This window comes from Sulfurimonas limnophila (assembly GCF_059705345.1).
This window is the reverse complement of sequence record NZ_AP046127.1, coordinates 837,652-857,482: the sequence shown is the minus strand read 5'-3', so window position 1 is coordinate 857,482 and position 19,831 is coordinate 837,652. Positions and strand designations below refer to the sequence as shown.

General features: G+C 33.8%; 24 protein-coding genes. 4 read left to right on the top strand and 20 right to left on the bottom strand.

Annotated elements, in window-relative coordinates; translation table 11 throughout:
* Positions 1–27 precede the first annotated feature (27 nt).
* The 5 genes from AC6H33_RS04525 to AC6H33_RS04505 all read right to left on the bottom strand — a co-directional run bounded on the left by AC6H33_RS04525 (position 28) and on the right by AC6H33_RS04505 (position 3,735).
* Positions 28–957, bottom strand: a complete 930-nt coding sequence (locus AC6H33_RS04525) for a helix-turn-helix transcriptional regulator (RefSeq protein WP_497605768.1) — start codon at positions 955–957, stop codon at positions 28–30.
* A gap of 126 nt (positions 958–1,083) precedes the next feature.
* Entirely contained in the window at positions 1,084–2,421 is a 1,338-nt protein-coding gene (locus AC6H33_RS04520) for a Card1-like endonuclease domain-containing protein (protein ID WP_497605767.1), read from the bottom strand.
* A 93-nt stretch (positions 2,422–2,514) separates the two neighbouring features.
* Positions 2,515–2,781 (bottom strand): NfeD family protein, encoded by a 267-nt coding sequence (locus AC6H33_RS04515; protein ID WP_497605766.1) that lies wholly within the window; start codon positions 2,779–2,781, stop codon positions 2,515–2,517.
* Between the two features lie 91 nt (positions 2,782–2,872).
* Positions 2,873–3,073, bottom strand: a complete 201-nt coding sequence (locus AC6H33_RS04510) for a hypothetical protein (protein ID WP_497605765.1) — start codon at positions 3,071–3,073, stop codon at positions 2,873–2,875.
* Positions 3,074–3,237: 164 nt separating this feature from the next.
* Positions 3,238–3,735, bottom strand: a complete 498-nt coding sequence (locus AC6H33_RS04505) for a leucine-rich repeat domain-containing protein (protein ID WP_497605764.1) — start codon at positions 3,733–3,735, stop codon at positions 3,238–3,240.
* A gap of 854 nt (positions 3,736–4,589) precedes the next feature.
* Here AC6H33_RS04505 and AC6H33_RS04500 point away from each other — a divergent pair.
* Positions 4,590–5,678, top strand: coding sequence for a tyrosine-type recombinase/integrase (locus AC6H33_RS04500; RefSeq protein WP_497605763.1), 1,089 nt, complete (start codon positions 4,590–4,592; stop codon positions 5,676–5,678).
* 125 nt (positions 5,679–5,803) lie between these two features.
* Here the strand turns inward: AC6H33_RS04500 and AC6H33_RS04495 are convergent, their stop codons facing one another.
* The 8 genes from AC6H33_RS04495 to AC6H33_RS04460 form a co-directional block, all read right to left on the bottom strand.
* A complete protein-coding gene (locus tag AC6H33_RS04495; RefSeq protein WP_497605762.1) occupies positions 5,804–6,109 on the bottom strand; it encodes a hypothetical protein in 306 nt (101 codons plus the stop codon).
* Positions 6,106–7,584, bottom strand: coding sequence for a DUF2779 domain-containing protein (locus AC6H33_RS04490; RefSeq protein ID WP_497605761.1), 1,479 nt, complete (start codon positions 7,582–7,584; stop codon positions 6,106–6,108). Before AC6H33_RS04490 ends, AC6H33_RS04495 begins: the two co-directional genes overlap by 4 nt.
* Positions 7,581–8,504: a helix-turn-helix transcriptional regulator gene (locus AC6H33_RS04485; RefSeq protein WP_497605760.1), complete on the bottom strand. Its 924-nt coding sequence runs from the start codon at positions 8,502–8,504 to the stop codon at positions 7,581–7,583. Before AC6H33_RS04485 ends, AC6H33_RS04490 begins: the two co-directional genes overlap by 4 nt.
* 134 nt (positions 8,505–8,638) lie before the next feature.
* A complete protein-coding gene (locus AC6H33_RS04480; protein WP_497605759.1) occupies positions 8,639–9,178 on the bottom strand; it encodes a macro domain-containing protein in 540 nt (179 codons plus the stop codon).
* Positions 9,179–9,192: 14 nt separating this feature from the next.
* A complete protein-coding gene (locus tag AC6H33_RS04475) occupies positions 9,193–9,612 on the bottom strand; it encodes a hypothetical protein (RefSeq protein WP_497605758.1) in 420 nt (139 codons plus the stop codon).
* An 8-nt stretch (positions 9,613–9,620) separates the two neighbouring features.
* The gene (locus AC6H33_RS04470) at positions 9,621–10,106 is read right to left on the bottom strand and encodes a GNAT family N-acetyltransferase (RefSeq protein WP_497605757.1); all 486 of its coding nucleotides are present in this window, start codon (positions 10,104–10,106) and stop codon (positions 9,621–9,623) included.
* Positions 10,090–10,509 carry a hypothetical protein gene (locus AC6H33_RS04465; RefSeq protein WP_497605756.1) on the bottom strand — a complete coding sequence of 140 codons (420 nt, stop codon included), beginning with the start codon at positions 10,507–10,509 and terminating at the stop codon, positions 10,090–10,092. Before AC6H33_RS04465 ends, AC6H33_RS04470 begins: the two co-directional genes overlap by 17 nt.
* A 230-nt stretch (positions 10,510–10,739) precedes the next feature.
* Positions 10,740–11,270, bottom strand: a complete 531-nt coding sequence (locus tag AC6H33_RS04460; protein ID WP_497605755.1) for a hypothetical protein — start codon at positions 11,268–11,270, stop codon at positions 10,740–10,742.
* A gap of 336 nt (positions 11,271–11,606) precedes the next feature.
* Here AC6H33_RS04460 and AC6H33_RS04455 point away from each other — a divergent pair, with 336 nt between their 5' ends.
* The gene (locus AC6H33_RS04455; RefSeq protein WP_497605754.1) at positions 11,607–12,206 is read left to right on the top strand and encodes a hypothetical protein; all 600 of its coding nucleotides are present in this window, start codon (positions 11,607–11,609) and stop codon (positions 12,204–12,206) included.
* Between the two features lie 93 nt (positions 12,207–12,299).
* On the opposite strand, the gene AC6H33_RS04450 is transcribed toward AC6H33_RS04455, so the two are convergent.
* Together AC6H33_RS04450 and AC6H33_RS04445 are read right to left on the bottom strand one after the other, a co-directional pair.
* Positions 12,300–12,626 carry a cyclic-phosphate processing receiver domain-containing protein gene (locus AC6H33_RS04450; protein WP_497605753.1) on the bottom strand — a complete coding sequence of 109 codons (327 nt, stop codon included), beginning with the start codon at positions 12,624–12,626 and terminating at the stop codon, positions 12,300–12,302.
* Positions 12,627–12,730: 104 nt separating this feature from the next.
* A complete protein-coding gene (locus tag AC6H33_RS04445) occupies positions 12,731–13,861 on the bottom strand; it encodes a Fic family protein (RefSeq protein ID WP_497605752.1) in 1,131 nt (376 codons plus the stop codon).
* Between the two features lie 171 nt (positions 13,862–14,032).
* Between AC6H33_RS04445 and AC6H33_RS04440 the strand changes: the two genes are divergently transcribed.
* Both AC6H33_RS04440 and AC6H33_RS04435 read left to right on the top strand, forming a co-directional pair.
* Complete coding sequence (locus AC6H33_RS04440; protein WP_497605751.1) at positions 14,033–14,923, top strand: cell division protein FtsZ; 891 nt, start codon at positions 14,033–14,035, stop codon at positions 14,921–14,923.
* A gap of 244 nt (positions 14,924–15,167) precedes the next feature.
* Positions 15,168–16,439, top strand: a complete 1,272-nt coding sequence (locus AC6H33_RS04435) for a PDDEXK-like family protein (protein WP_497605750.1) — start codon at positions 15,168–15,170, stop codon at positions 16,437–16,439.
* A 98-nt stretch (positions 16,440–16,537) separates the two neighbouring features.
* Here the strand turns inward: AC6H33_RS04435 and AC6H33_RS04430 are convergent, their stop codons facing one another.
* The 5 genes from AC6H33_RS04430 to AC6H33_RS04410 form a co-directional block, all read right to left on the bottom strand.
* Complete coding sequence (locus AC6H33_RS04430; protein ID WP_497605749.1) at positions 16,538–16,687, bottom strand: hypothetical protein; 150 nt, start codon at positions 16,685–16,687, stop codon at positions 16,538–16,540.
* A gap of 60 nt (positions 16,688–16,747) precedes the next feature.
* Positions 16,748–17,560, bottom strand: coding sequence for an SIR2 family NAD-dependent protein deacylase (locus AC6H33_RS04425; protein WP_497605748.1), 813 nt, complete (start codon positions 17,558–17,560; stop codon positions 16,748–16,750).
* 17 nt (positions 17,561–17,577) lie between these two features.
* Positions 17,578–18,267 (bottom strand): hypothetical protein, encoded by a 690-nt coding sequence (locus tag AC6H33_RS04420; RefSeq protein ID WP_497605747.1) that lies wholly within the window; start codon positions 18,265–18,267, stop codon positions 17,578–17,580.
* 157 nt (positions 18,268–18,424) lie between these two features.
* The gene (locus AC6H33_RS04415; RefSeq protein ID WP_497605746.1) at positions 18,425–19,141 is read right to left on the bottom strand and encodes a translation initiation factor IF-2 N-terminal domain-containing protein; all 717 of its coding nucleotides are present in this window, start codon (positions 19,139–19,141) and stop codon (positions 18,425–18,427) included.
* 69 nt (positions 19,142–19,210) lie between these two features.
* Positions 19,211–19,807, bottom strand: a complete 597-nt coding sequence (locus AC6H33_RS04410; RefSeq protein WP_497605745.1) for a metallophosphoesterase family protein — start codon at positions 19,805–19,807, stop codon at positions 19,211–19,213.
* Between the last annotated feature and the right edge of the window lie 24 nt (positions 19,808–19,831).

Here is a 19,831-nt window from a genome sequence, read left to right as displayed (position 1 = left end):
TGATTTTAGTAAAACATAACGCACAGACTATTTCGCTTCAAGTCTCTTGACATAACTTTTCAGCTCATCACAAATCTTTTGACGAAACCTTAGAGGCTCAAGCACTTCTACATGTGGCAGCCATGACTTTATGAGGTTGTCTACATCTTCGTCGTGGCTTATCTCAAAACTGACAATCAGTGAGCCGTCTTTGGCTTCACGCTCTATGATTTGTGTTTGCAAAAAATCACGCGCCTTAAAGTATTTTGCAACCGGTTCATCTACTTTTATGCGCACGGTAAACGAGTTGCCGTCTTCAAAAAATGCAGAGTGAACTTTGTCAAGGATCTGCTCTATTTTGGAATGCGAAGTTTTATGATATTTTCCTGTCGGGATAAGTTTACGGATGGCTGAGAGCTTGAATACTTTTGTTTTGTTGTCACTTAAATCTTTTGCAAAGAGATACCAAAAACCCTCAAAAGCAGCTATTTTATAAAGCTCCAGAGTCGTTGTACGCTCGCTAAACTCAATGGTAGTGATTTCACTAAGCTCTATGAGTTTTTCAAGCTCCGAGATAAGCGGCGAATCTATGTCGATATCTTCTAGCTGTTCGTACTTTATAAAGTATGGATTGACAACCTGCTGTTGAAAAAGTTTGCAATATATACGCTCTTGGATCTTGTCTATGTCATCCACATCATTGAACTGCTCTAGCGCAAGGCTTAAAAAGATCATCTCATCTTTGCTTAGCACTGTCTTGTTCAGTGAGAAACCCTTTTCAAACATATGTCTTCCCTCTTTGTCTTTTGTAATGGGAAAGTGCATCATGCCAAGACGTTTGAGATCGTTTTGAATAGTGCGGGCAGTGACAAAGTATTCTTCAGCGAGTTCCTGAGTGGTAGGTCTTGTGTCATCTGAGAGCTTTGTAAGAATCCCCACAAAGCGATAGAGCGCTCTGTCATAATCTTTTTTTGCCATAATGCACCTGCATAATAATTTTATTTAATAATTCTCAAAGATTTTAACTGTGCAAATATTAAACAATCTTTAAAATGAAATATAATTATCACATTTTATTATTTCATGCGAATAGGTGTACAAACGCTACATCTCTGCCTTATATTTTAAAAAATAGTTATAAATAAAATGAATCTCCGACTCACTTTTCATCTTGTTTAGAAATCGTATGACTGTCTTTAGATGCTCATTTTCCATAGACTCTTTTACTTTGGCATTGTTACGATAATTTATTTTATAATTGAGCAGACGAAGCAGCTCTTTTTTGCTGAAAAAGTCTATCTCTATCAAGAGATGCGTGCGTAAAAACTGATTTAACTCTTCTTTTAACTCATCTGCCTTGGTAGGTTTTATTGAACTTTGCGGCGAGAGCGAATCTATGTCCGGAGTGTTGAGCGAGAAGATGGAGTCAACATCTCTTATGAAGCGTCCCGTGCGTCCTATTGGCGAGCCCCTAAGAAAGATTCTTCTTGCGTTTGCTCTTTTGTATGGAGCGTGTATATCTTCTCTTATAGCATCAAGCTCAGGGTCATAGACTTCATCGTCTGTCAAAAAAAGCATAAGCGCATCATCATCGAGCGTATTTCTAATAGAGTCAAGCTTGTAGATAAAGGCTGCGGTTTTTCGCTGGTCAAAATCATCTCTGAATTTGCACTCTATCATATGCAGATGGTTATTTTTCATAATAAGGATGTCAAACTCATTTGTAAAATAGTCATCATCAACATAATAGTCTTTTACTTTGACACCAAGAGCAATGTCATCAAAACTGAGTCCGCTAAGAAGATTGTAGATATAAAGCTCAAACAAAAATCCTTTTGGAGTCGTCCTTACAAATGCAGGAACACTCTGCTCTTTGATATAACGTGCGTGCATACCGTTATACTCATCAAAAAGAGATGATATCTCATCTCTGTACTCCAAGGCATTGTTAGTATCTTGCATACTCTCAATAACTATGTTTTTCATAGTTAAATGGTCTGTGATATTCATACTGCTTACGGCAATTGGTTTGCTCATACTTGTATCATCCAAAAGCGTATATGTGTTGTCAAACCTATCGTATGAAAGGAACGCAACATCTTTGTCTTTTAGCTCTTTTGCAAGGCCATAGGCGATACTCGCCAGTCCGTCGGTTATATTTATGAGTATTTTTTCGTTTGCTTTGGTAAAAGTTAAAATATACTCCGCCAATTCTTTGATAGCTTCGTAGCTGTCTTCGTCTATCTGTTTGGTGTATGTTGTGATGGGAAGTTTTTTCTCTTCAATAAAGTGCTTTGTGCCGCGCATTATTTTTTTGGCTTGTAAAACATCATGTCTGAAGTCATCATAGACTAACACATGGTTTACAAGTTCATCTTTGAAGTGATAAAAGATAGGAAGTATTGAAGAGTGAAAATCGCCGATAATAGAGACAAGTGTCATATTAAGCTCTCAGTTGTAAAATAGTCGCTGATTGTAGCATATTGCGAATTATTTTACTAAATTTTTGTTTCTCATCAATGTTGTACCAAAAAATCAATTTATGCCATCCTCTTCCATGAAGTATCTTACAAACTTCGTACGCAGCAAAAAAAGCAAAAGCATTGAGACCATAGAGACTGCCGCCAGCTGCCAGATAGCATCGTTGAACGTAAAATGATGACTAATTATCCCGACCATAAAAAATCCTACTCCAAACCAGATGAGCACAAAGCTCATCACGAAAGCCTCAAATACTATAAGCACTAAGCCTATAGCCATAAGGATTATTGGTGAAATAGCCTCAATAATTGTTATTTCCATTGTTTGCTCCTTATTTTACTTATATATTTTGGTTTTGGATTTAATCCAATGAAAACAGTTTATAGTATTAAAACGAAGTATATATTTCGTTTTATCTCAGTGAATTATAAATTATGCCCAACATATCTTTTACCTGTTGCGCAGGTTCCAATAGAGTAGTCACAAAATAATCCAGTAGCATTACCTCTACGACTGTTGAGAAGAGTCCAAGCGCCATGTTAAATACTACTGCTACTACAATCCACGTCTCGGTTGTTTTTGAATATGTACCGTTTGCTGTCATTAAACTCATCTTTTATCCTTTGCTACCGTATTGGTAAATTTTTAAGATAAAGAGATTATAAGATGTGGATACGAAGATAGTATTTCGTTTGTAAATTTTTAAAATTACATGTTGAAAATATAGAGAAAACAAAAGTGCTTAATGCTTGAATTGGTGCGTGGTTATTCTGCAAACTACTGAGGCGGCTCGTTTTGATCATAAATACTCAACTCAAATTCACTTTTTATCGAGTTAAATTCAAACTCTAAAATCTTTGAATCCAGGCAATTGCAATGTAAAAACAGTGATTTTAAACTTGGCATATCAGCTATTTTTTTTGGTAAGGTATGCAATCTATTGTCAAATGCCACCAACTCTTCAAGTAGTGCTAAATTTAGCATTTCATTCGGTAAAACCTGGATTTTATTGTTTTGTATCCACAGGGTTTGCAAATTTTTTAACTTACCGATTTCTTTAGGTATTGAAACTAGATTATTATCCGATAGATACAGTTTTGTAAGATTTTGCAATACATTAATCTCTTGGGGAATAAAATTTAAGTTTTTAGAATGCAAATTTAACTCCGTAATGGAGAGTAGTTTGTCTATACTACGAGGAAAAATATCTTCAGAGAAGCCTTGCTCATCTGCCCATGAGAGTAATGTTTGTATTTGAGTAGTTGTATGTTTCATTGTATAACTCCTTATTGATAAAAGAAGTTTATACAATTCTTTTGACAGCTTTATGTCTGCTTATTGCAGAACGATATAGTTTATGCATGGTACTATGGTACTGTTCAATAAGCTGTAGGTTTTGGAGTATGTTCAAAAATTCAATTCTATTTGGAACAATCTTTCTGTTACTAAAAACTGTTCCAAATTCTAGAGGTTTAGAAACTTAACGTTTGACTTAAGCGACACGTTTTGAGGTTTTGTTATGTTTAATCTTTCTCATTGTCTCGACTCATTTCCACGCTCATTAATTCTGCTCTCTATAATGCCTTTCATCCTTGGTAATAGGTCGACTCAAAAGCTGATCTATATGATTTAAAAATTTATCATTTTATTCTTCTAAAAGATAAAAATCACATATAACCCTTAAATAATAGAACATTGTGTATGTTATTTGTAGTTTAGATTTGATTAAATTATTTTGAAGTGAAATAGAAGGTAATATTTAAGAAATTGATATGTATAACAAAATCATTTAAGACGTACCCTAAGACGTACCCTAATTAAAGTTTAAATGGTTACTTACTTTTTGATTTTCTTTTAAAGTTCATTGTTTGTGGAGATTTGCAGTGGTGGGTTCTGAGTGACTCGAACACTCGACCACTCCGTTATGAGCGTCAAGGATTGGACTTTTACTAAATTATACAAAATTGTATTAACTATAACAAAATAGCCTATTATAAGCACTTAACTACTATGATTTTGAAAACTTCATCTTATTAAGTTTTATTAAATATGTATGTTTTTTACTAAAAAAGTGGGGTAAAAAGTGGGGTACTATGCTATACTTCAAAAAAAATAGTAAGAAGTAAGTAATGGGAACGAGACAAGATTATATCAAAACTAAATATACGGGAATCTATGTTAAAGAAGATCCCAAAACTAAAGTCAAAACTTATCTAGCGAGGGCAAAAGTTAACGGAACTGAAATTGAGCAGATTGTGGGCTATTCAAATGATAAATATAAAACCAATCCAGCCTTAGCATTTAATCGCCGCATAGAGCTTATAACAATTCATAAAGCCGGCAAGTCAACCAAGAGAGCTGACAACCCTACCCTAGATAAATTTTTTAATGAGTTTCAAGAGATGAGGGAACAAACTATCTCAAAAAATAGATGGAAAAGTGCATTTTATTTTTATGATAAGTATGTACCGGATGGAGTTAAAAATAAAAATTTAAAAGATGTTGATAGCGACGATTTACAAAAAATAATAAATCAGATGCTTAAAGACGGTAAAAAAGGGAGCTATATCGTTACGGTTAAAGAGATATTTTCCCCTCTTTTTAAAAAAGCTCTTGAGTTTGGTTTGGTAGAAAAAAATATAACTGATTATTTGAAATTTCCAAAATATGACAATATAAGATATTTTTCTCTGCCTGACGATAAAATAAAAGAACTAATAAGTAAAATTATGGATATTCCAGACAATCATTATAGAGTTATGTTTATGTTTTTATTGAGAGGGCGGCGGAGTAATGAAGTAAGATCGCTATGCTGGGAAGATATAGATTTTGATAATAAAATATTTTTTATCCGGGATTACAATAATAAAATTCGTAAAAATCAAACCTATGTCCTTGATGATGTGTTGATAGAGCACTTAAATCTTATAAAAAAAGAAAAGGGTCTTGTTTTTATATCATCTCGAACTGGAGAAAAATTTAGTGCAATCCCTAAAAGATTTTGGCAATATCTGCAAGATGAGCTTTGTATCGATATGAGAATACATGATTTTAGGCATTTATTGGGTTATGTGCTTATTAACAACAATGTAGCTCTTGAGTCAGTCCAAAGGCTATTAGGGCACTCTAATATAACAGTAACACAAAGATACTCAAATCAAAAAGAATTAATGGCTAAACAAGCATGGGATGTATTTTCCGAGATTGGGAAAAAGTGAGAATAAATCACGAAAGTGAGCTAGCTAATTTTAAATCGAAACTGTTCAGAGTTTTGTGTCAGTAACCAATAGTCATTAAAATTATATAATAATTCCAAAACCTACTGTATTTAGAACTGTCTAGTTTATAGGGGACATTCCAGTGTTTTTATTCCACCCCAATCTTGCACTATCCATTCTTTTAATTCTTTATTGTCTGGATTTTGCTGTAAATGTTCAAACATTAAAAACTTTAAATATACATCCTTTAAAAATGGACTTTCAATATCTGTAAACTTATCTTTTAAAAAATCTATTTTTTTAATAGGCTGTGCTATCCAATCTTTTCTATTTTTTTCAAGGTATGCAATTGGAGTTACAATTTTATTTTTAATATACTCAAGTGTAAAGCTTATAAATTCTTCATTATTTATTTGATTAGAAATGCTCATCCCACACTCTCCTTTAATTTTTTTAAAACTTCCACCATCGCCAGCGTATCGAGCTTGCAGTATTGTAGCAGAGCCCTTCTGTATTGCTCTTTTGTTGCATCATCCATCTTTGAGAGCTTTGCAAATGTCTGCATTGCTTCGCCGCCGTTGTGTACGAGTGACAACTCTTTGTACGCCCTCTCCATCTCAGGTACGAGTGCGGGAAGCACATATTTTATGGAGTAGCTTCCTCTCATGCTTGGCACATAGTACTCTTTCTTTTGAAACGGTGTCATGAGGTCTCGTATGTTGTCATGAATGGCAAGAAGCTTTGGCGCAAACTCTTCAAACATCTCTGCTAGTTTGCGTATCACCCCTTTTTCAAACCCCATGTTGTAAGCCAGAACCGTTACATCGGTAGGTATGTCGTTAACTAGTCTCTTTGCAAGTTCATATCGTGGGTCTTTGTCGTCATTTGCTAAAAATTCGTAATGCTTTAACTCCCCGTTTTTCTCTTCTACATGTAGAGAGTATTGAAACGGTATCTGCATAAACGGACTCACGCCTCTCCACTGCGGCACTGCTTGTTGAAATGTCTCAAAGTCAAGATGATAAAGCGGATAAGATAGACTATCTACAAACTCTTTTATCGCTTCACGGTTGATAATCTCTTTGTTCTCAAGTTCAGAGTTTATCTGTATCTGCTGTGAGAGCGAAAAGCCCGATATGTCTGCAATGTCCGTAAAGTTTACGATGCCCTGTTTGTATAGAGAAAATTTGGTATCTGTTTTTAGTCTTGAGATGTCAAAGATGCTGTAACTCGGCACATGACCCCAGCAGTAGCTCATCGCATCGCACTCGTAAGGGTTTGTACAGTGCGTACCTATGTCAATGTCGGGCATATTTTCGCTATCGTTTAGGTGTGTTTTAAAAAGCTTTAAGTAGCTTGGGATGTTATGTTGACGTTCCAAAACTTCGTCTGTAACATTAACTATGCAAAAAAGTTTCTCAACTTCCAGCTCATCACCTCTTACATACTTGTTGTTTATATGGACTACATTTGCGCTCTTTAGGGTGTAGCCCAAACCCTCTAAAACATAATACTGGATAGAGACATCATCAAGATAGACATCTTTTACTTCCGTTGAGCTTTTGACCTCATATATCTCAAGCGTGCCGTCGCCGTTGATGTGAAGTATGTCAACCATTACAACAATGCCGTCATACGCAAATGTCGCCTCATAGATATTTTTTACACCCTCATCTATCCACTTTTTTGTAAGCGCTATTTTTTCTTCAAAGCTTGTGTTCTCATAAGGTACCTCTTTGCCATCATCAAAAAGCTGACATGCCAAAGCGCCCACTTCGTTGCCTGTTTCAAATATAACCTCAGATGAGCCATCGGGCGGAGTTAAAACATCTTTTTTGTACTTTTTAAGCCAAAGAGATTTTGTGCATTGAAGACCTCTTATGTAGAGTGATTTGGATAGTCTCATTTTGTTTTTATCTCCAAATAACCTTTTAAATCCTCGTCTATCATCTCCTGTATCCACTCAGGCTCGATGACTCTCATGTGCGGCAGCCAATATTTAATGATGGGAAGTATCTCCATCTCATGCGTTATCTTTACGACAAACTCTATTGTTCCGTCTTTGTGGAGTGACTCTATGCTCTGTGTCGGAAGCGGTCTTCTTTGAAAGTACTTTGCGGCAATCTTGTTGGCATAAATCTTAACTTCAAACGGTTCTACATCCTTTTGAAACCAGACAGATATGGAGTTATCTAGCAGATTTTCAAGCTTTGCATCGGTGGAAAAAATATTAGCCGTTTCTTTTACATTAGAGATATTTTTTAGGTAGTACTTCTTAAGCACATCCTCTTGAAGTGCAACCAAATACCAAAATCCCTCAAAATTTACAATTTTAAGAGGCTTGAGTGTTACTCTAAAAACCTCGTGTCGCTCATCATCATAAGAGCACTCTATCTCTTTTTTTGCTTTTATGGCACCCTCTATAACCTGTATCTCACCAAACTTATCGCTGATATCTTCGATGTTGAGTTTTGCATAGATGGGATTGAAATCTTGGTTTTTTATCTTTGAGAGCAGCTTATGTGACTTTGATGCAAACTTGCCGCCTATGCCCTCGGTAATTTTTTCTATGATGTCCAAAACTATCTCATCTTCTAATGACTTGGTTTTCTCAACCCTAAATCCATCTTGCATTTTCCACTTTTTCCCCTCTTGTAGTATTGGAAAAGAGACTAGCCGCTCATTAAAATCTCTCTGTACCGTCCTCTCGCTAGTGTTGAACTCTTTTGCCAAATCTTTAACAGACAAAGCCTCTCCGTCATTTAGTCTTGAGAGGATATATGAGAGCCTTGTAAGAATTTTGTCGTAGTCGTGTTTGTATGCCATGCTTGCTCTTTGTGTGAAAATTGTTTAAAATAAACTGATTATAACTTTATAACTCTTAGATTTATACTCTATCTGATGACAGCTTTATGTCTTGTTTTTTATATCTACTCTATTTTTTTAAAAATCTTTCTGCACTAAGATTTCAAAAGCGCATAATCTTCTTGAGTATGCCCATAAACTACTACTTCACAATCAAATGAGACATCACGTTCAAAAAATTGTTTATATAGTTTTATGACTGCCTCTTTATCCATTCCGCCAACACCACATCCCATGAGTGGCAAAACTATCTTTATAGCTTCACGATAGTTACTTTCGTACCAAGCAAGATAGTTTTCTATATTTTGCAAAGCATGTTCAATCGTTTTAATAGTTGGAATCTTTTGCTCATAGCGCACGCCAGCGTTATAATCCATAATAGCTACATTCAAAGCGTATTTAAAATTTTTAGCGTTTCCTGAAGAAGTTACTACTACATCCCCTTGTTGTAGAGGATGTCCAATTTTTTCTAATTTTTGAAACATCTCTTTTTGAAGCTCACTACCGCAATATCTTTTGAATGCCATCGAGACACCTGAACCAAGAATTAATCTTGTATTTGACGGGTTTACAATAAATGTAGCATCTCCTTCTTCTAAAAGATTACCGCATTTTATATTTAAAGTATAAGCCATTTTTTATCCTCTAGTTAAAAATTCTCAGCCCATTTTTCCCAAAAGCCAGGTTCATCATGATGGGCATTTTGCATAGCAATTTCCAAGGAGAGTATGTAGTACATCACTCCTTTAAACCTTATTTTACCCTCATTGTCTTCAAGATACTCATTTAAAAGTTTGTACACTACATCTAATTCATCCGGTACCACATCCAAATAAATCTGACCTCTATATGCTCTCCATCCGTTTTCACTTGCAAAATCACCACACATTGTATAAGATATATTATGAGCATCAAGCCATGCTAAAATATCTCCACGAATTGGGTCTTGCTCATATTCATACGAAGATGAATAACTCTTTTTATCCTCAGGTACGCCAAACTCTAAAAACAAAACATCTCTTTGCTTTTTTCTAGCTATCGCATCAATGTGCTCTATTAGAACTGCCATCTATTCTCCTATTTTAGTAAAAGCTTGTAATACACATTGCCATTTTTTTTAGTCTCTTTGTATTTCACAAACCCTCTTTTTTCATAAAGTTCACGTGCTCTTTTGTAAACGTCATCATTCGTTGTATAGAGATGCAGCTCTTTAAAACTCTTCTCTTTCGCCTCTCTTATAGAAAAATCCAAAAGTTTTGAACCAAGATTTACACCTCTATATTTTGGATCTACGCAGTACCAGCCAAGCCATACTTTTGATTTTTTATCGCCCGTTTGAGTATAAAGCCCTACAAGTCCAGCAAGATTGTAATATGTATCTTGTGCAACCCAGTACTCTAAGTTTTTTATGCCTGCTTTTTCATACCAGAGAGAAAAGTTTTGAGGATAAATTGATGCCTCTAATGTTTCATACTCTAAAGGTTCTAACTCATCAAAAACAGTATCACGCAACTGGAGTGCTTGTTTATAAATAAATCTATTTAGTTTAACTATGTTCATCATTTAACTCCTCATTTGGTCTATGTTTTCGCAATTGTCGAAGCTCCAAGTCATTATAATAATCTCTTACATCCATCAAAAAAGGGTTCCCCTCTAGCTCACAAACAACCTCTTTCAAATCATGATTGATAAAGTCTAACGCCAACATATTGTCTGCTTTGTGCTCAACCATCAAATAAAAGTGGTTGGTATTGATGAAATGTCTCTCTTTATCTTGTGACAATATTTTGTCTGGTAGAATCGTTATAAACAAACTATATTCATCATTCTCAAATGCTTCAATATTCCAAGAAGCTATATGCTCTTTATAAAAATCATAGCTTTTTTCGTGCCCATTTATAACTTCAAATGTTTTAGCAAGAAGATAGTGTGTTAGTGGAAAATTTCCAAGAGGCTGTGGTTGCATAGTGTTCCTTTTTTTTAAATTCTGACTGCTTCTCCTTAAAATAGATTGAAAAAAATACTCCTACCTCTCTCCCTCTCTTTTATCGCTGTATCTCTCTGTTTTCAAGCATCTCTTGAAGCGTGCAGTGTTTAAGCATAAAATCTTTTAGCTCACGCATAATGATTTGAATTTTTTGTATATTTTATTGAGCAAACTTCTCTATTTTTTGACGTTGTTCAAGACTTGAAACATCACGAACTAAAATGTTCGTCTCTTGGTGTATGGCTCTTGTATCCCACTTCTTTTTTCTCTAGTGGTTTTGCCCATGACAAATAACTTACTTTTAGCATATCGTCCTCTATTACACCAGCGTAATATGTTTTAGAAAAAAGCTCATACCAATATGTTTTACATCCGAAAAACCCTTCTAGATCTCCTCTGTAACCGAATGAGTTATGATGTTTTTGTGCTGTTTTTAAAAACTTTATCATTGCACTTGTAAGGTACTCAAAATCTTGGTTTGTAAAATAGATCCACTTCTCTTTTGGTGAAGAAAAATTCTTCGTTCCCTCGCAAAAAACTTCGTAATCGCGTGGAAAATAGTGCGCTAAAGAGAGTTTCATCGCACCATAAATGGACTCGATATCAACATACAAATCATATCCTGCACGGCACATATACTTATTTTGATAAAGGTAGCCTTCTTTAATTTTTTGTTTTGTTTGCTCAAGACCTTCATGCAAAATAGTCTCTACCATAAATACAATTTCATCAAATAGCATATGCGTCCTTTGTTTTGATATGAGCAGTATAAGATATTAAATTGACAGCTTTATGTCTGGTTTTGGTGGAAAAATAAGATAATTGTGAAATTGGGATGAGAGCTAAAAACTAGCCATACTCTATTTCCCATATTAGAGAGTTTGCAATCTCTTCTCTGCTTGCGAGAATGCCTAAAATAGAAAGATTATAGAATTTTTATTCTGTTAGTTGGAGAGTCATGTAATATCCTTTTTTTGTAAGACAAACGGATATTATAACTCTCTTCTTAAAGTAATCTTATTCAAAGTCAATATGTTATACACTGCAGAATAGAAAATTTTAAACAAGAGGATAAGATGGACATAGGTAACAATAAAATACAAAAATATTTAGACAAATTTCAGATATCTGAAGAACAAAAATTATTTATTAGTTGTTATTCATTTAAAAGAATGAAATTTCATGAGATAGAACTTGAACTTAAAAAACTAGATCCATCAAAAAATTATGCGGATGTTCAAAGGCTAAATATTGAATGTGCATATTATGTAGAAAAAATTCAAAAAATTAGAAATAAATTTACAGAAAAAAGAAAAAGTGACAATGACGACTTTGAAACTTTTTTAATTTGGTTTACTAACGAAGAAGTAAATTCTTGTTGTGGGTATTGTGGTATTAGCCAAGAAGAGTTATACAAAGTTTTTCTAGAAGATAGACTATTACCACTTAATGATAAAACAAAAAGATCTAGCGGGAGCTTAGAAATTGAACGAAGAGACAGCAAAGATAATAGTTATAATATTGGAAACTTAATCCTTGCATGTCCTCTTTGTAATAATGCAAAAAGTAATTTAATCGATGAAAATACATGGAGGGAATTTTTTGTTCCATCAATGAGAAAATATTATGAAAATCTATTAAATTGCAAATTAAATAACGAAGCACCAAAAGCATAAACAAACTATATATTAATACTGAAAGCAAAATATCTTGATGACTCTAATGCATCATTGCAATTGCATATATATGGGGTACTTTGAATTTTATATTTATTGCTTAACTCTTTTAAATTTGAAGTATCCCTCTAACAAAGCAATAATATTTGCTTTACCAACTGGGTTTTGAGAATGAACTTTATATTTAAAATTATCCACAAAAGGATAACTGCCAGTGATGTCTGCCTCAACAAGCCACTTTGCAAAATTAAAACCGCTTTTTAACAAGCGCCCATCAGCATCTTCTCCCAAATCATGATCAAAGGAGATATAACTCATTGAACCGTGTTTTTGTACAATTGCCATAGCTTCTTCATAGCTTCTTGCTATAAAATCAAACTCCTCTATAGGCGTTCGTAAATAATCTAAATAAAGTTTCATTTTATGCCCTACTCTATTTTAAAAATACTTCTTTTATGCTGATATTTTTAAAATCTTAACAACTCTTTTTGACAGCTTTATGTCTGGTTTATCTTTTTTTACTTTCAATTCGCAATGTCATACTTAACATTTCTTCCATGAGTACCCTCAATCTGATACAAGCATCCATATTTTAGAAGTTCTTGTATATCTCTTTTTGCGGTTGCAAGTGAAGTTTTTGTCATGGCTACATATTTTTTAGTAGTAAGACCGCCTTGAAACTCACCTGCGTTATATTCCAATAATTTAGTCAACACTTTTAACTGGCGTTGGTTGAGGGTGATGTGCCGTACCTTATCCCAAAACTTAGTTTTGTTCATGATTTTATGGATTGCGCTGAGCGTCTCTTGAAGCGAGTCGTTAAATCTATCTAAGTACCACTCTATCCACGATGTAGAGTCCAAATTAGGATTGTCGGTTAAGTTTTGGGTAGTCTCCAGCTTGTCATAATAATTTTTACGGTCATTTGCAATAGCCAAGGAGATAGAAAAATATTTGTACTCCAATCCAAAACTTTGAGATATAACATAGTCACTTATAAGCCTAGCTATCCTGCCATTGCCATCGTCGTAAGGGTGAATGGTCACAAACCACAGATGGGCGATTGCGCTTTTGATATAAATATCATCATCGCTACCGTTGATATACTCCAATAAAGAGTTTATATCTTCGTCTATTTTTTTGTGAGGAAGTCCTACAAAGTGCACCTTTTCCTTTCCTATTGGACCTGAGACGATTTGCATATCATCATAATCACGGAATTCTCCAAGTCGTATATTTTTAAAAGCGCTTGGCGTATGAGAGAGAAGTGCAATATGCCATTTATGAAAGCGTTCGAGGTTTAGAGGCGTTGCATTCAGCATAGCATCCATAAGTATAGCTGCAAGCGCATCGGTATGATAGGTAGATTTATCATCTGCTTTATCAAACTTAGTATCTAGTTTTTTTCTTATAGAAGAGCGCACACTCTCTCTTGAGAGATGCTCACCCTCTATGGCAGATGTAGAGACTATGTCACTTGTAAAAAGATCTATTTTGATACTGTTTTGAGCATCTTGATCTAAGAGTGCGATAAGAGCTTTAACCTGACCGATGTTTTGAGCTATCTGCGTAATCTTCGGAAGAAATTTATGAAGATTATAGTTAAATTTTGGATACTCAGGATGTTGCCAAATCCATTGCTGTTTTTTTTTCATTGATACTCCATGAGCTGATTAATATCATAATCGTATCACTATATGAGCTATTTGTCAATTATTAGTAGCTCATCAAGCACTCTTCTTTCCTGAAATCAATTTAACTATCCAGACATAAAGATGTCGTATGGTGATGATAAACTTTTCTATATTTAAACAAGGACTGTCATCATGGAACAATTTATTCAAAGCGAGTTGCCAAGAGCGCTAAAAAATCGAATCGTAGTAGTCGGCTTTGGGGGCAGTGGCAGCAATATAATCGATAATATGATGAAGACACAAAGCACAAATATTAAATTTATTACTATCTATGCAGAAAGTGATAATAAAAATATCATAAGCACATTGACTGGTGCCGACATTGTTTTTATCACAGGAGGTTTAGGCGGGCAAACAGGACATGCCGTAGTTCCTGAAATTGTTAAACTTGCTAAAAATGCTGGCGCATTAACTATTTTAATTACTACTAAACCTTTTATCTTTGAAAGAAAAAAGCGTCATATTATTGCGCAAGAGTCTCTCGCTAGAGTTCAAAAAGTGGCTGATTGCATAGTCATCGTTCCAAATGATAAAATATTCTTCGCAATGAATTATAAACTGAATAATTCAGAGATTTTCAAGATTGCAGACAGCATGATTACCCACATTATCAAAGGAATTATCAGCACATTACCTTCAAATAACGAAAACGATATTAACATCGATATTACCGATTTACAATTGATTATGTCCAACCGTGGAAGCGCTTTTGCAGGGATAGGTGAATCACAGGGAGAGGAAGCCGCATGCGAAGCAATTACGAGCGTAATCGAGTTTACTAAAAATGATAACATGCCCATTGAAGTTGCTTCAGGGGTTCTTGTTCATTTTACGATGCATCCAGAATTTCATTTTATAAAAATTGCAGAGGCAATGTGTATTATTAGTGAAAAGGCAAATTACTCGGCTGATGTTATCTTCGCTACAACAACAGATGCAACATTACCTATTGATTTTATTCGTGTAACTCTCATCGCCACTGGTTTTGAGAAAATATCTCTTGTGGCGGCTAACAATGTTTAATAACGATAGCGACTGAATGCACTTTTATTTTGCAAAAAAATTCTACCATTTTTAATTTAGGCTCCGAAATTTCAATATGAACGATGAAAAAAGTCATTATATGCAAATAGAAGAGTTCGTTTTAGAGCACACAAGAGTAATAGAGGCACGGTGAATACAGAAAGATTTTAGATGGTATTTAAATGGATATGAAGGCGTCTAAATTGTTAGGTATAATTCAAAGCAAAAGAGATGGATTTCCCAAATGAATCTAAAAATTGAAATATTATTAAAAGAGTTACAAGCTAGCTTAGAAAAAATGAAAAAAAATCAAAAGCCATCTGAAGAGTTCAATATTTTTGAAACTTTAGGAGTTGAAATACTTGAAACAAGGCATTCAAAATTTTTAGCAGAACTTTTAAATCCAAATGGCTCTCATGGTTGCAAAGATTTATTTTTAAAACAATTTTTGCTTTTAGAACCAATTAAAGCAAAAATAAAAGATATTGACTTGTTTTGTAAACATGTAAAAGTTGGAACTGAACAGTTTCACATTGTAGAAAAAAATCAAAGCTACATTGATATTGTTCTTGAATCTAAAGATACTACGATAGTTATCGAAAATAAAATTTATGCTTCAGACCAGCATAAGCAACTTTATAGATACCACAAAGCAAAAGAGAATGAAAAGTTTTCCAATATTATTCTCATTTATTTAACATTAGATGGTAAATCGCCTGAAATTCAGTCACTTAACAACTCGCTTTCTGTCGATAAGATAGATTTGTTAAGCTATCAAACGCATATTTACAAATGGCTCTCAAACTCAAAAGAGTTAATAAAATTTGAAAATATCAAAATAACAGTGGATCAATATTTAACTACAATAGAAAAATTAACCAATAAAAATTCAAAAGAGGAAAATGAAATGATAGCAGAGTACTTAAAGCATGATGATAATTTAAAAATAGCTATAAAAATAGCAAATGCTTTACCAAGAGCAAAAGCTATCTTTGAAATGGAATTTTATAAAAAACTACAAATAAAACTAAAAGAAGAATGCCTGAAAGAATTTGAGATTTATAATGGCGATGATTTTAATTGGAATTTTGATGAGAGTGATATTCAATGGATACAAAACTTACGAAAACCAAGTACAAAGAAAATAGATATTGGTTTTAATGGATTATATTTTTATAAAAAATTACAAAATGAAAAATTTTTATTTTTAGCCATAGGCGATGATTATGCTTCTAGGCTTTATTGCAAATGCTTTTTAAATTTAAAAAGTGATATTCTCAATGTTCTGAGAATAAGAAAAACAGATTTTAAAGACACCGAATGGGCTGTTCATGACAATATGATAGTCATAGAAGGAGAAGACTTTCCTGATGTATCTTTTGGGAAATACGATGGTATTTATTTGAAAAATTCTCAAGAAATTGATGGAATCATTCAAGATATTACAACTTTGCTGGGCTTTACAATAGACTCAAATGATTTTCAAGAATTAGTCAAAATAATGAATGAGCAATAAACTTTTTTACAAACCAGACATAAAATGCTAAATTAATAGTTATATGTCTGCTTTTACTGCTATCTTACAAAAATCCCATCTTCTTCCCAACCGTATTTTTAACAGCAACCTCTTCTTTGAGTCTTTCTACAAGAAACCATATGCTCTCTATAAAAATCGTAGCTTTTTATGCACCAATTTATAACTTCAAATGTTTTAACAAGAATATGACGTGTTAGTGGAAAATTTCCAAGAGGCTGTTGTTTCATGGTACTCCTTTTTTTTGAATTTTGACTGCTTCTCCTTAAAATAGATTGAAAAACATACTCCTACCTTTTAAAAATCAACTCTAAAGCATGTTTTGCGCCGTATGGCATACTAACACCATTGGTACTTTCTATCTCATAATCATTAGGATTTATTCGAATCAAAGTTGCATCAGGAAATTTCTTAACAATCCTCTCTCCTTCTAGCCTAATTGTAAAAATATTTGTGCCAGCCCCTAGTTCAATAACAGCTATTTTTTTTGAAAAATTCTCTTTGAGCCATTTTTTATACCTTTGTTCTTGAGCATCTGTACGGTTCTGCCGCCAAGTCCAATCTCCAAACATTAAAATATTTGGACGCATCACTTCGCTGCATCGTGGACACAAAGGGATGCTCAGTGCTTCAAATTTTTGCATATCTATAGCAACTTCGATATATTCAGCACTCTCTATCCCCTTGCAGTGTCCACTGCATTGAACAAAGTGAATGCTTCCATGCACTTCAACAATCTTTTTTTCATCAAAGCCTGCCTTTTGAAATTGTCCATCAACATTGGAAGTATTGATAAAATAGTTTTGATTTTTAGCTTGAACCAGTTCTTGCAATATCGCAAATCCAATATGAGGATTCGTATCGCGGTAGAGATGCAACCTATGTCCGTAAAATGCCCATGCTAGCTTTGGGTCACTCTTAAACCAGCTGGGGTTTGCCATCTGAGAAAAACTAAGTCCTAGCTCTCTAGCAGCAGGATATGCCCTCCAAAAGCCCTCTTTTCCTCTAAAATCAGGCAAGCCGCTATCCACACCCATTCCGGCACCAGCAGTGATGAGAATAGCATCTGCTGCGTCAATGATTTTTTTTGCTTCTTCTATCATCTCTATCTTCCTCTCTTTTATCGCTGTATCTCTCTATTTTCAAGCATCTCTTCAAGCGTGCAGTGTTTAAGCATAAAATCTTTTAGCTCACGCATAATGATTTGAATTTTTTGTATATTTTGCTGTGCAAGCTTCTCTATCTCTTTGCGTTTTTCTAAGCTTGAAATATCATAAACAATGAAGACAGGCTCTTGGTGTATCGCTCTACTATCCCACTCCTTTCTCTCTAGCGGTTTTGCCCATGGCAAATAACTTACTTTTAACATATCGTTCTCTATTTTACCTGCACAATATGTTTTAGAAAAAAGCTCTTGCCACTGGTTTTTACATCCAAAAAATCCTTCCAAATTTCCTCCATAAATAATTGAGATAAATGAATTATGATGACTCTGTGCTGTTTTTAAAAACTTTATCATCACTTTTGTAAGGTAGACAAAATCTTCATTTGTAAAATACTCCCACTTCTCTTTTGGCGACGAAAAACTCTTCGTTCCCTCACACAGCACTTCGTAATCATGTGGAAAATAATGTTTTAACGAAAGTTTCATAGCACCATAGATAGACTCAATAACAAGGTACAAATCATACACTGCACGAGACATGTACTTGTTTTGATAAAGATATCCTGCCTTTCTTGTTTGCTTTGTCTGCTCAAGACCTTCATGTAAAATAGTCTCTACTATAAATACAATTTCATCAAATAGCATATGCGTCCTTTGTTTTGATATAGGTAGTATAAGATATTACATTGACAGCTTTATGTCTGGTTTTTAGCGGAAAAATTTTGGATGCTTTGGATGTTGCCAAATCCATTACCGCTTCTTTTTTGTTGAATACCTCTGAGCTGATTAATTTAAGCTATTTTTAACGAGGTGAACAAACGGTCTCAAAAAGACTATCAAGTTTATTTCTAAATATGTCTTTTTTATTTATACTTGCATTAACTATGCCCAATTCAAACTTTATACCAAATAGCGTCATTTCTTTGATAGTATTAAAAATTTCAAAGTTGTTGTTTTCAATAAATGAAAAATCTATTCCTTCTATAGATATTAATTGAGGCTTAAATTTTCTACAATATAGTTTTAGATTATCAAGCGGTTTATTATCTATGAAACTTATATCAAAATCATTAGAAAAGCTTTTAACGCTCTCTGCTAAATTTTTAAAATCACTGTCGTTAAATTTCTTTTTTAAATACTTTTCAATATTCAATTTGTCCAGCGACATAGAGTATAGTTCTTGAAGTGTATCATCGGAGAAGTTGTAACTAAATAGTAAAAAGTTGTCCATACCTTGATCGATGTATGGTATTGATATGTTATTTAAAAAAATCATATCAACACTATTTTCAGATAGGTAAATATTAAGATTTTTGCTTTTATAAAACAAACTATCTGGATTATCTGCGCCAGGTTGTTGATTATATATTATTGCATCAAATATTTTTTGTGCATTTTCAAGTGAAACAGTGCTTCTTATAGATTTAACATCTATAAACATTAAAACAGCTCTATGTAACACTTCTTTAGTGCTTACTCCTAGCTCATCTGCTATATCTTTTATTTTAACTTTATTCATTTTTGACTCCTAAGTTTATTTAGAAGTATAATAGTTTATATGGACAGCTTTATGTCTGGTTAAGTTTACTCAAATTTCTATAATATGATGAAGAGGAACTGTTTTTGTCTTATCAACCCCGGGATTATAGATAATGGTATTTTTTATCCTATCTGTTGTTGCATGCGGGTGATGCATATGTCCGCACAGAAGCACTTTTGGTCTTAATATCTCTTTTTGAAGGAGTTTTGTAATCTCTTTGTCTCCCCAATCGGCTTTTGTTGTGCAGTGCAAAGCAGTTTTTGACAATGCCGGTGGTAAATGACACAAAATAACTTCACATTCATCAAAATCTATAAAATCAGGCGCTATATAAGGTACACATCCAAACTTAATGCCATTTATTGTTTTGATAGTATTGTCACTATAAACATTGGAGATTTTTGATAGCCAATCTTCATTATCAAGCTCCTCTATGTCGTGATTACCACTGCACACAAAAAGAGGTTTTTGAAAATTTTTCATCCACTCTGTTATCCACTCTATTTGCTCACCTAAAATTTCTTCTTTTGAGCTTTCCAAAAAATCACCGGTAATACAAAAAATATCATAGCTGTTTTGTTGATTAGCTATCCAATCAAACCAATGTTTATTGAAATGTAAATCAGTAGTGTGGAATATTTTCATTTATTTTTATCCATTTTAAACTCC

Bases quoted from the DNA above. Each gene is read 5' to 3' on its own strand.
- AC6H33_RS04460 (WP_497605755.1), bottom strand. From the start codon at position 11,270: ATGCTATTTGATGAAATTGTATTTATGGTAGAGACTATTTTGCATGAA.
- AC6H33_RS04465 (WP_497605756.1), bottom strand. From the start codon at position 10,509: ATGCAACCACAGCCTCTTGGAAATTTTCCACTAACACACTATCTTCTT.
- AC6H33_RS04490 (WP_497605761.1), bottom strand. From the start codon at position 7,584: ATGAGACTATCCAAATCACTCTACATAAGAGGTCTTCAATGCACAAAA.
- AC6H33_RS04425 (WP_497605748.1), bottom strand. From the start codon at position 17,560: ATGATAGAAGAAGCAAAAAAAATCATTGACGCAGCAGATGCTATTCTC.
- AC6H33_RS04420 (WP_497605747.1), bottom strand. From the start codon at position 18,267: ATGCTATTTGATGAAATTGTATTTATAGTAGAGACTATTTTACATGAA.
- AC6H33_RS04500 (WP_497605763.1), top strand. From the start codon at position 4,590: ATGGGAACGAGACAAGATTATATCAAAACTAAATATACGGGAATCTAT.
- AC6H33_RS04525 (WP_497605768.1), bottom strand. From the start codon at position 957: ATGGCAAAAAAAGATTATGACAGAGCGCTCTATCGCTTTGTGGGGATT.
- AC6H33_RS04470 (WP_497605757.1), bottom strand. From the start codon at position 10,106: ATGATGAACATAGTTAAACTAAATAGATTTATTTATAAACAAGCACTC.
- AC6H33_RS04455 (WP_497605754.1), top strand. From the start codon at position 11,607: ATGGACATAGGTAACAATAAAATACAAAAATATTTAGACAAATTTCAG.
- AC6H33_RS04410 (WP_497605745.1), bottom strand. From the start codon at position 19,807: ATGAAAATATTCCACACTACTGATTTACATTTCAATAAACATTGGTTT.
- AC6H33_RS04505 (WP_497605764.1), bottom strand. From the start codon at position 3,735: ATGAAACATACAACTACTCAAATACAAACATTACTCTCATGGGCAGAT.
- AC6H33_RS04510 (WP_497605765.1), bottom strand. From the start codon at position 3,073: ATGAGTTTAATGACAGCAAACGGTACATATTCAAAAACAACCGAGACG.
- AC6H33_RS04485 (WP_497605760.1), bottom strand. From the start codon at position 8,504: ATGGCATACAAACACGACTACGACAAAATTCTTACAAGGCTCTCATAT.
- AC6H33_RS04475 (WP_497605758.1), bottom strand. From the start codon at position 9,612: ATGGCAGTTCTAATAGAGCACATTGATGCGATAGCTAGAAAAAAGCAA.
- AC6H33_RS04445 (WP_497605752.1), bottom strand. From the start codon at position 13,861: ATGAAAAAAAAACAGCAATGGATTTGGCAACATCCTGAGTATCCAAAA.
- AC6H33_RS04480 (WP_497605759.1), bottom strand. From the start codon at position 9,178: ATGGCTTATACTTTAAATATAAAATGCGGTAATCTTTTAGAAGAAGGA.
- AC6H33_RS04520 (WP_497605767.1), bottom strand. From the start codon at position 2,421: ATGACACTTGTCTCTATTATCGGCGATTTTCACTCTTCAATACTTCCT.
- AC6H33_RS04435 (WP_497605750.1), top strand. From the start codon at position 15,168: ATGAATCTAAAAATTGAAATATTATTAAAAGAGTTACAAGCTAGCTTA.
- AC6H33_RS04450 (WP_497605753.1), bottom strand. From the start codon at position 12,626: ATGAAACTTTATTTAGATTATTTACGAACGCCTATAGAGGAGTTTGAT.
- AC6H33_RS04430 (WP_497605749.1), bottom strand. From the start codon at position 16,687: ATGAAACAACAGCCTCTTGGAAATTTTCCACTAACACGTCATATTCTT.
- AC6H33_RS04515 (WP_497605766.1), bottom strand. From the start codon at position 2,781: ATGGAAATAACAATTATTGAGGCTATTTCACCAATAATCCTTATGGCT.
- AC6H33_RS04415 (WP_497605746.1), bottom strand. From the start codon at position 19,141: ATGAATAAAGTTAAAATAAAAGATATAGCAGATGAGCTAGGAGTAAGC.
- AC6H33_RS04495 (WP_497605762.1), bottom strand. From the start codon at position 6,109: ATGAGCATTTCTAATCAAATAAATAATGAAGAATTTATAAGCTTTACA.
- AC6H33_RS04440 (WP_497605751.1), top strand. From the start codon at position 14,033: ATGGAACAATTTATTCAAAGCGAGTTGCCAAGAGCGCTAAAAAATCGA.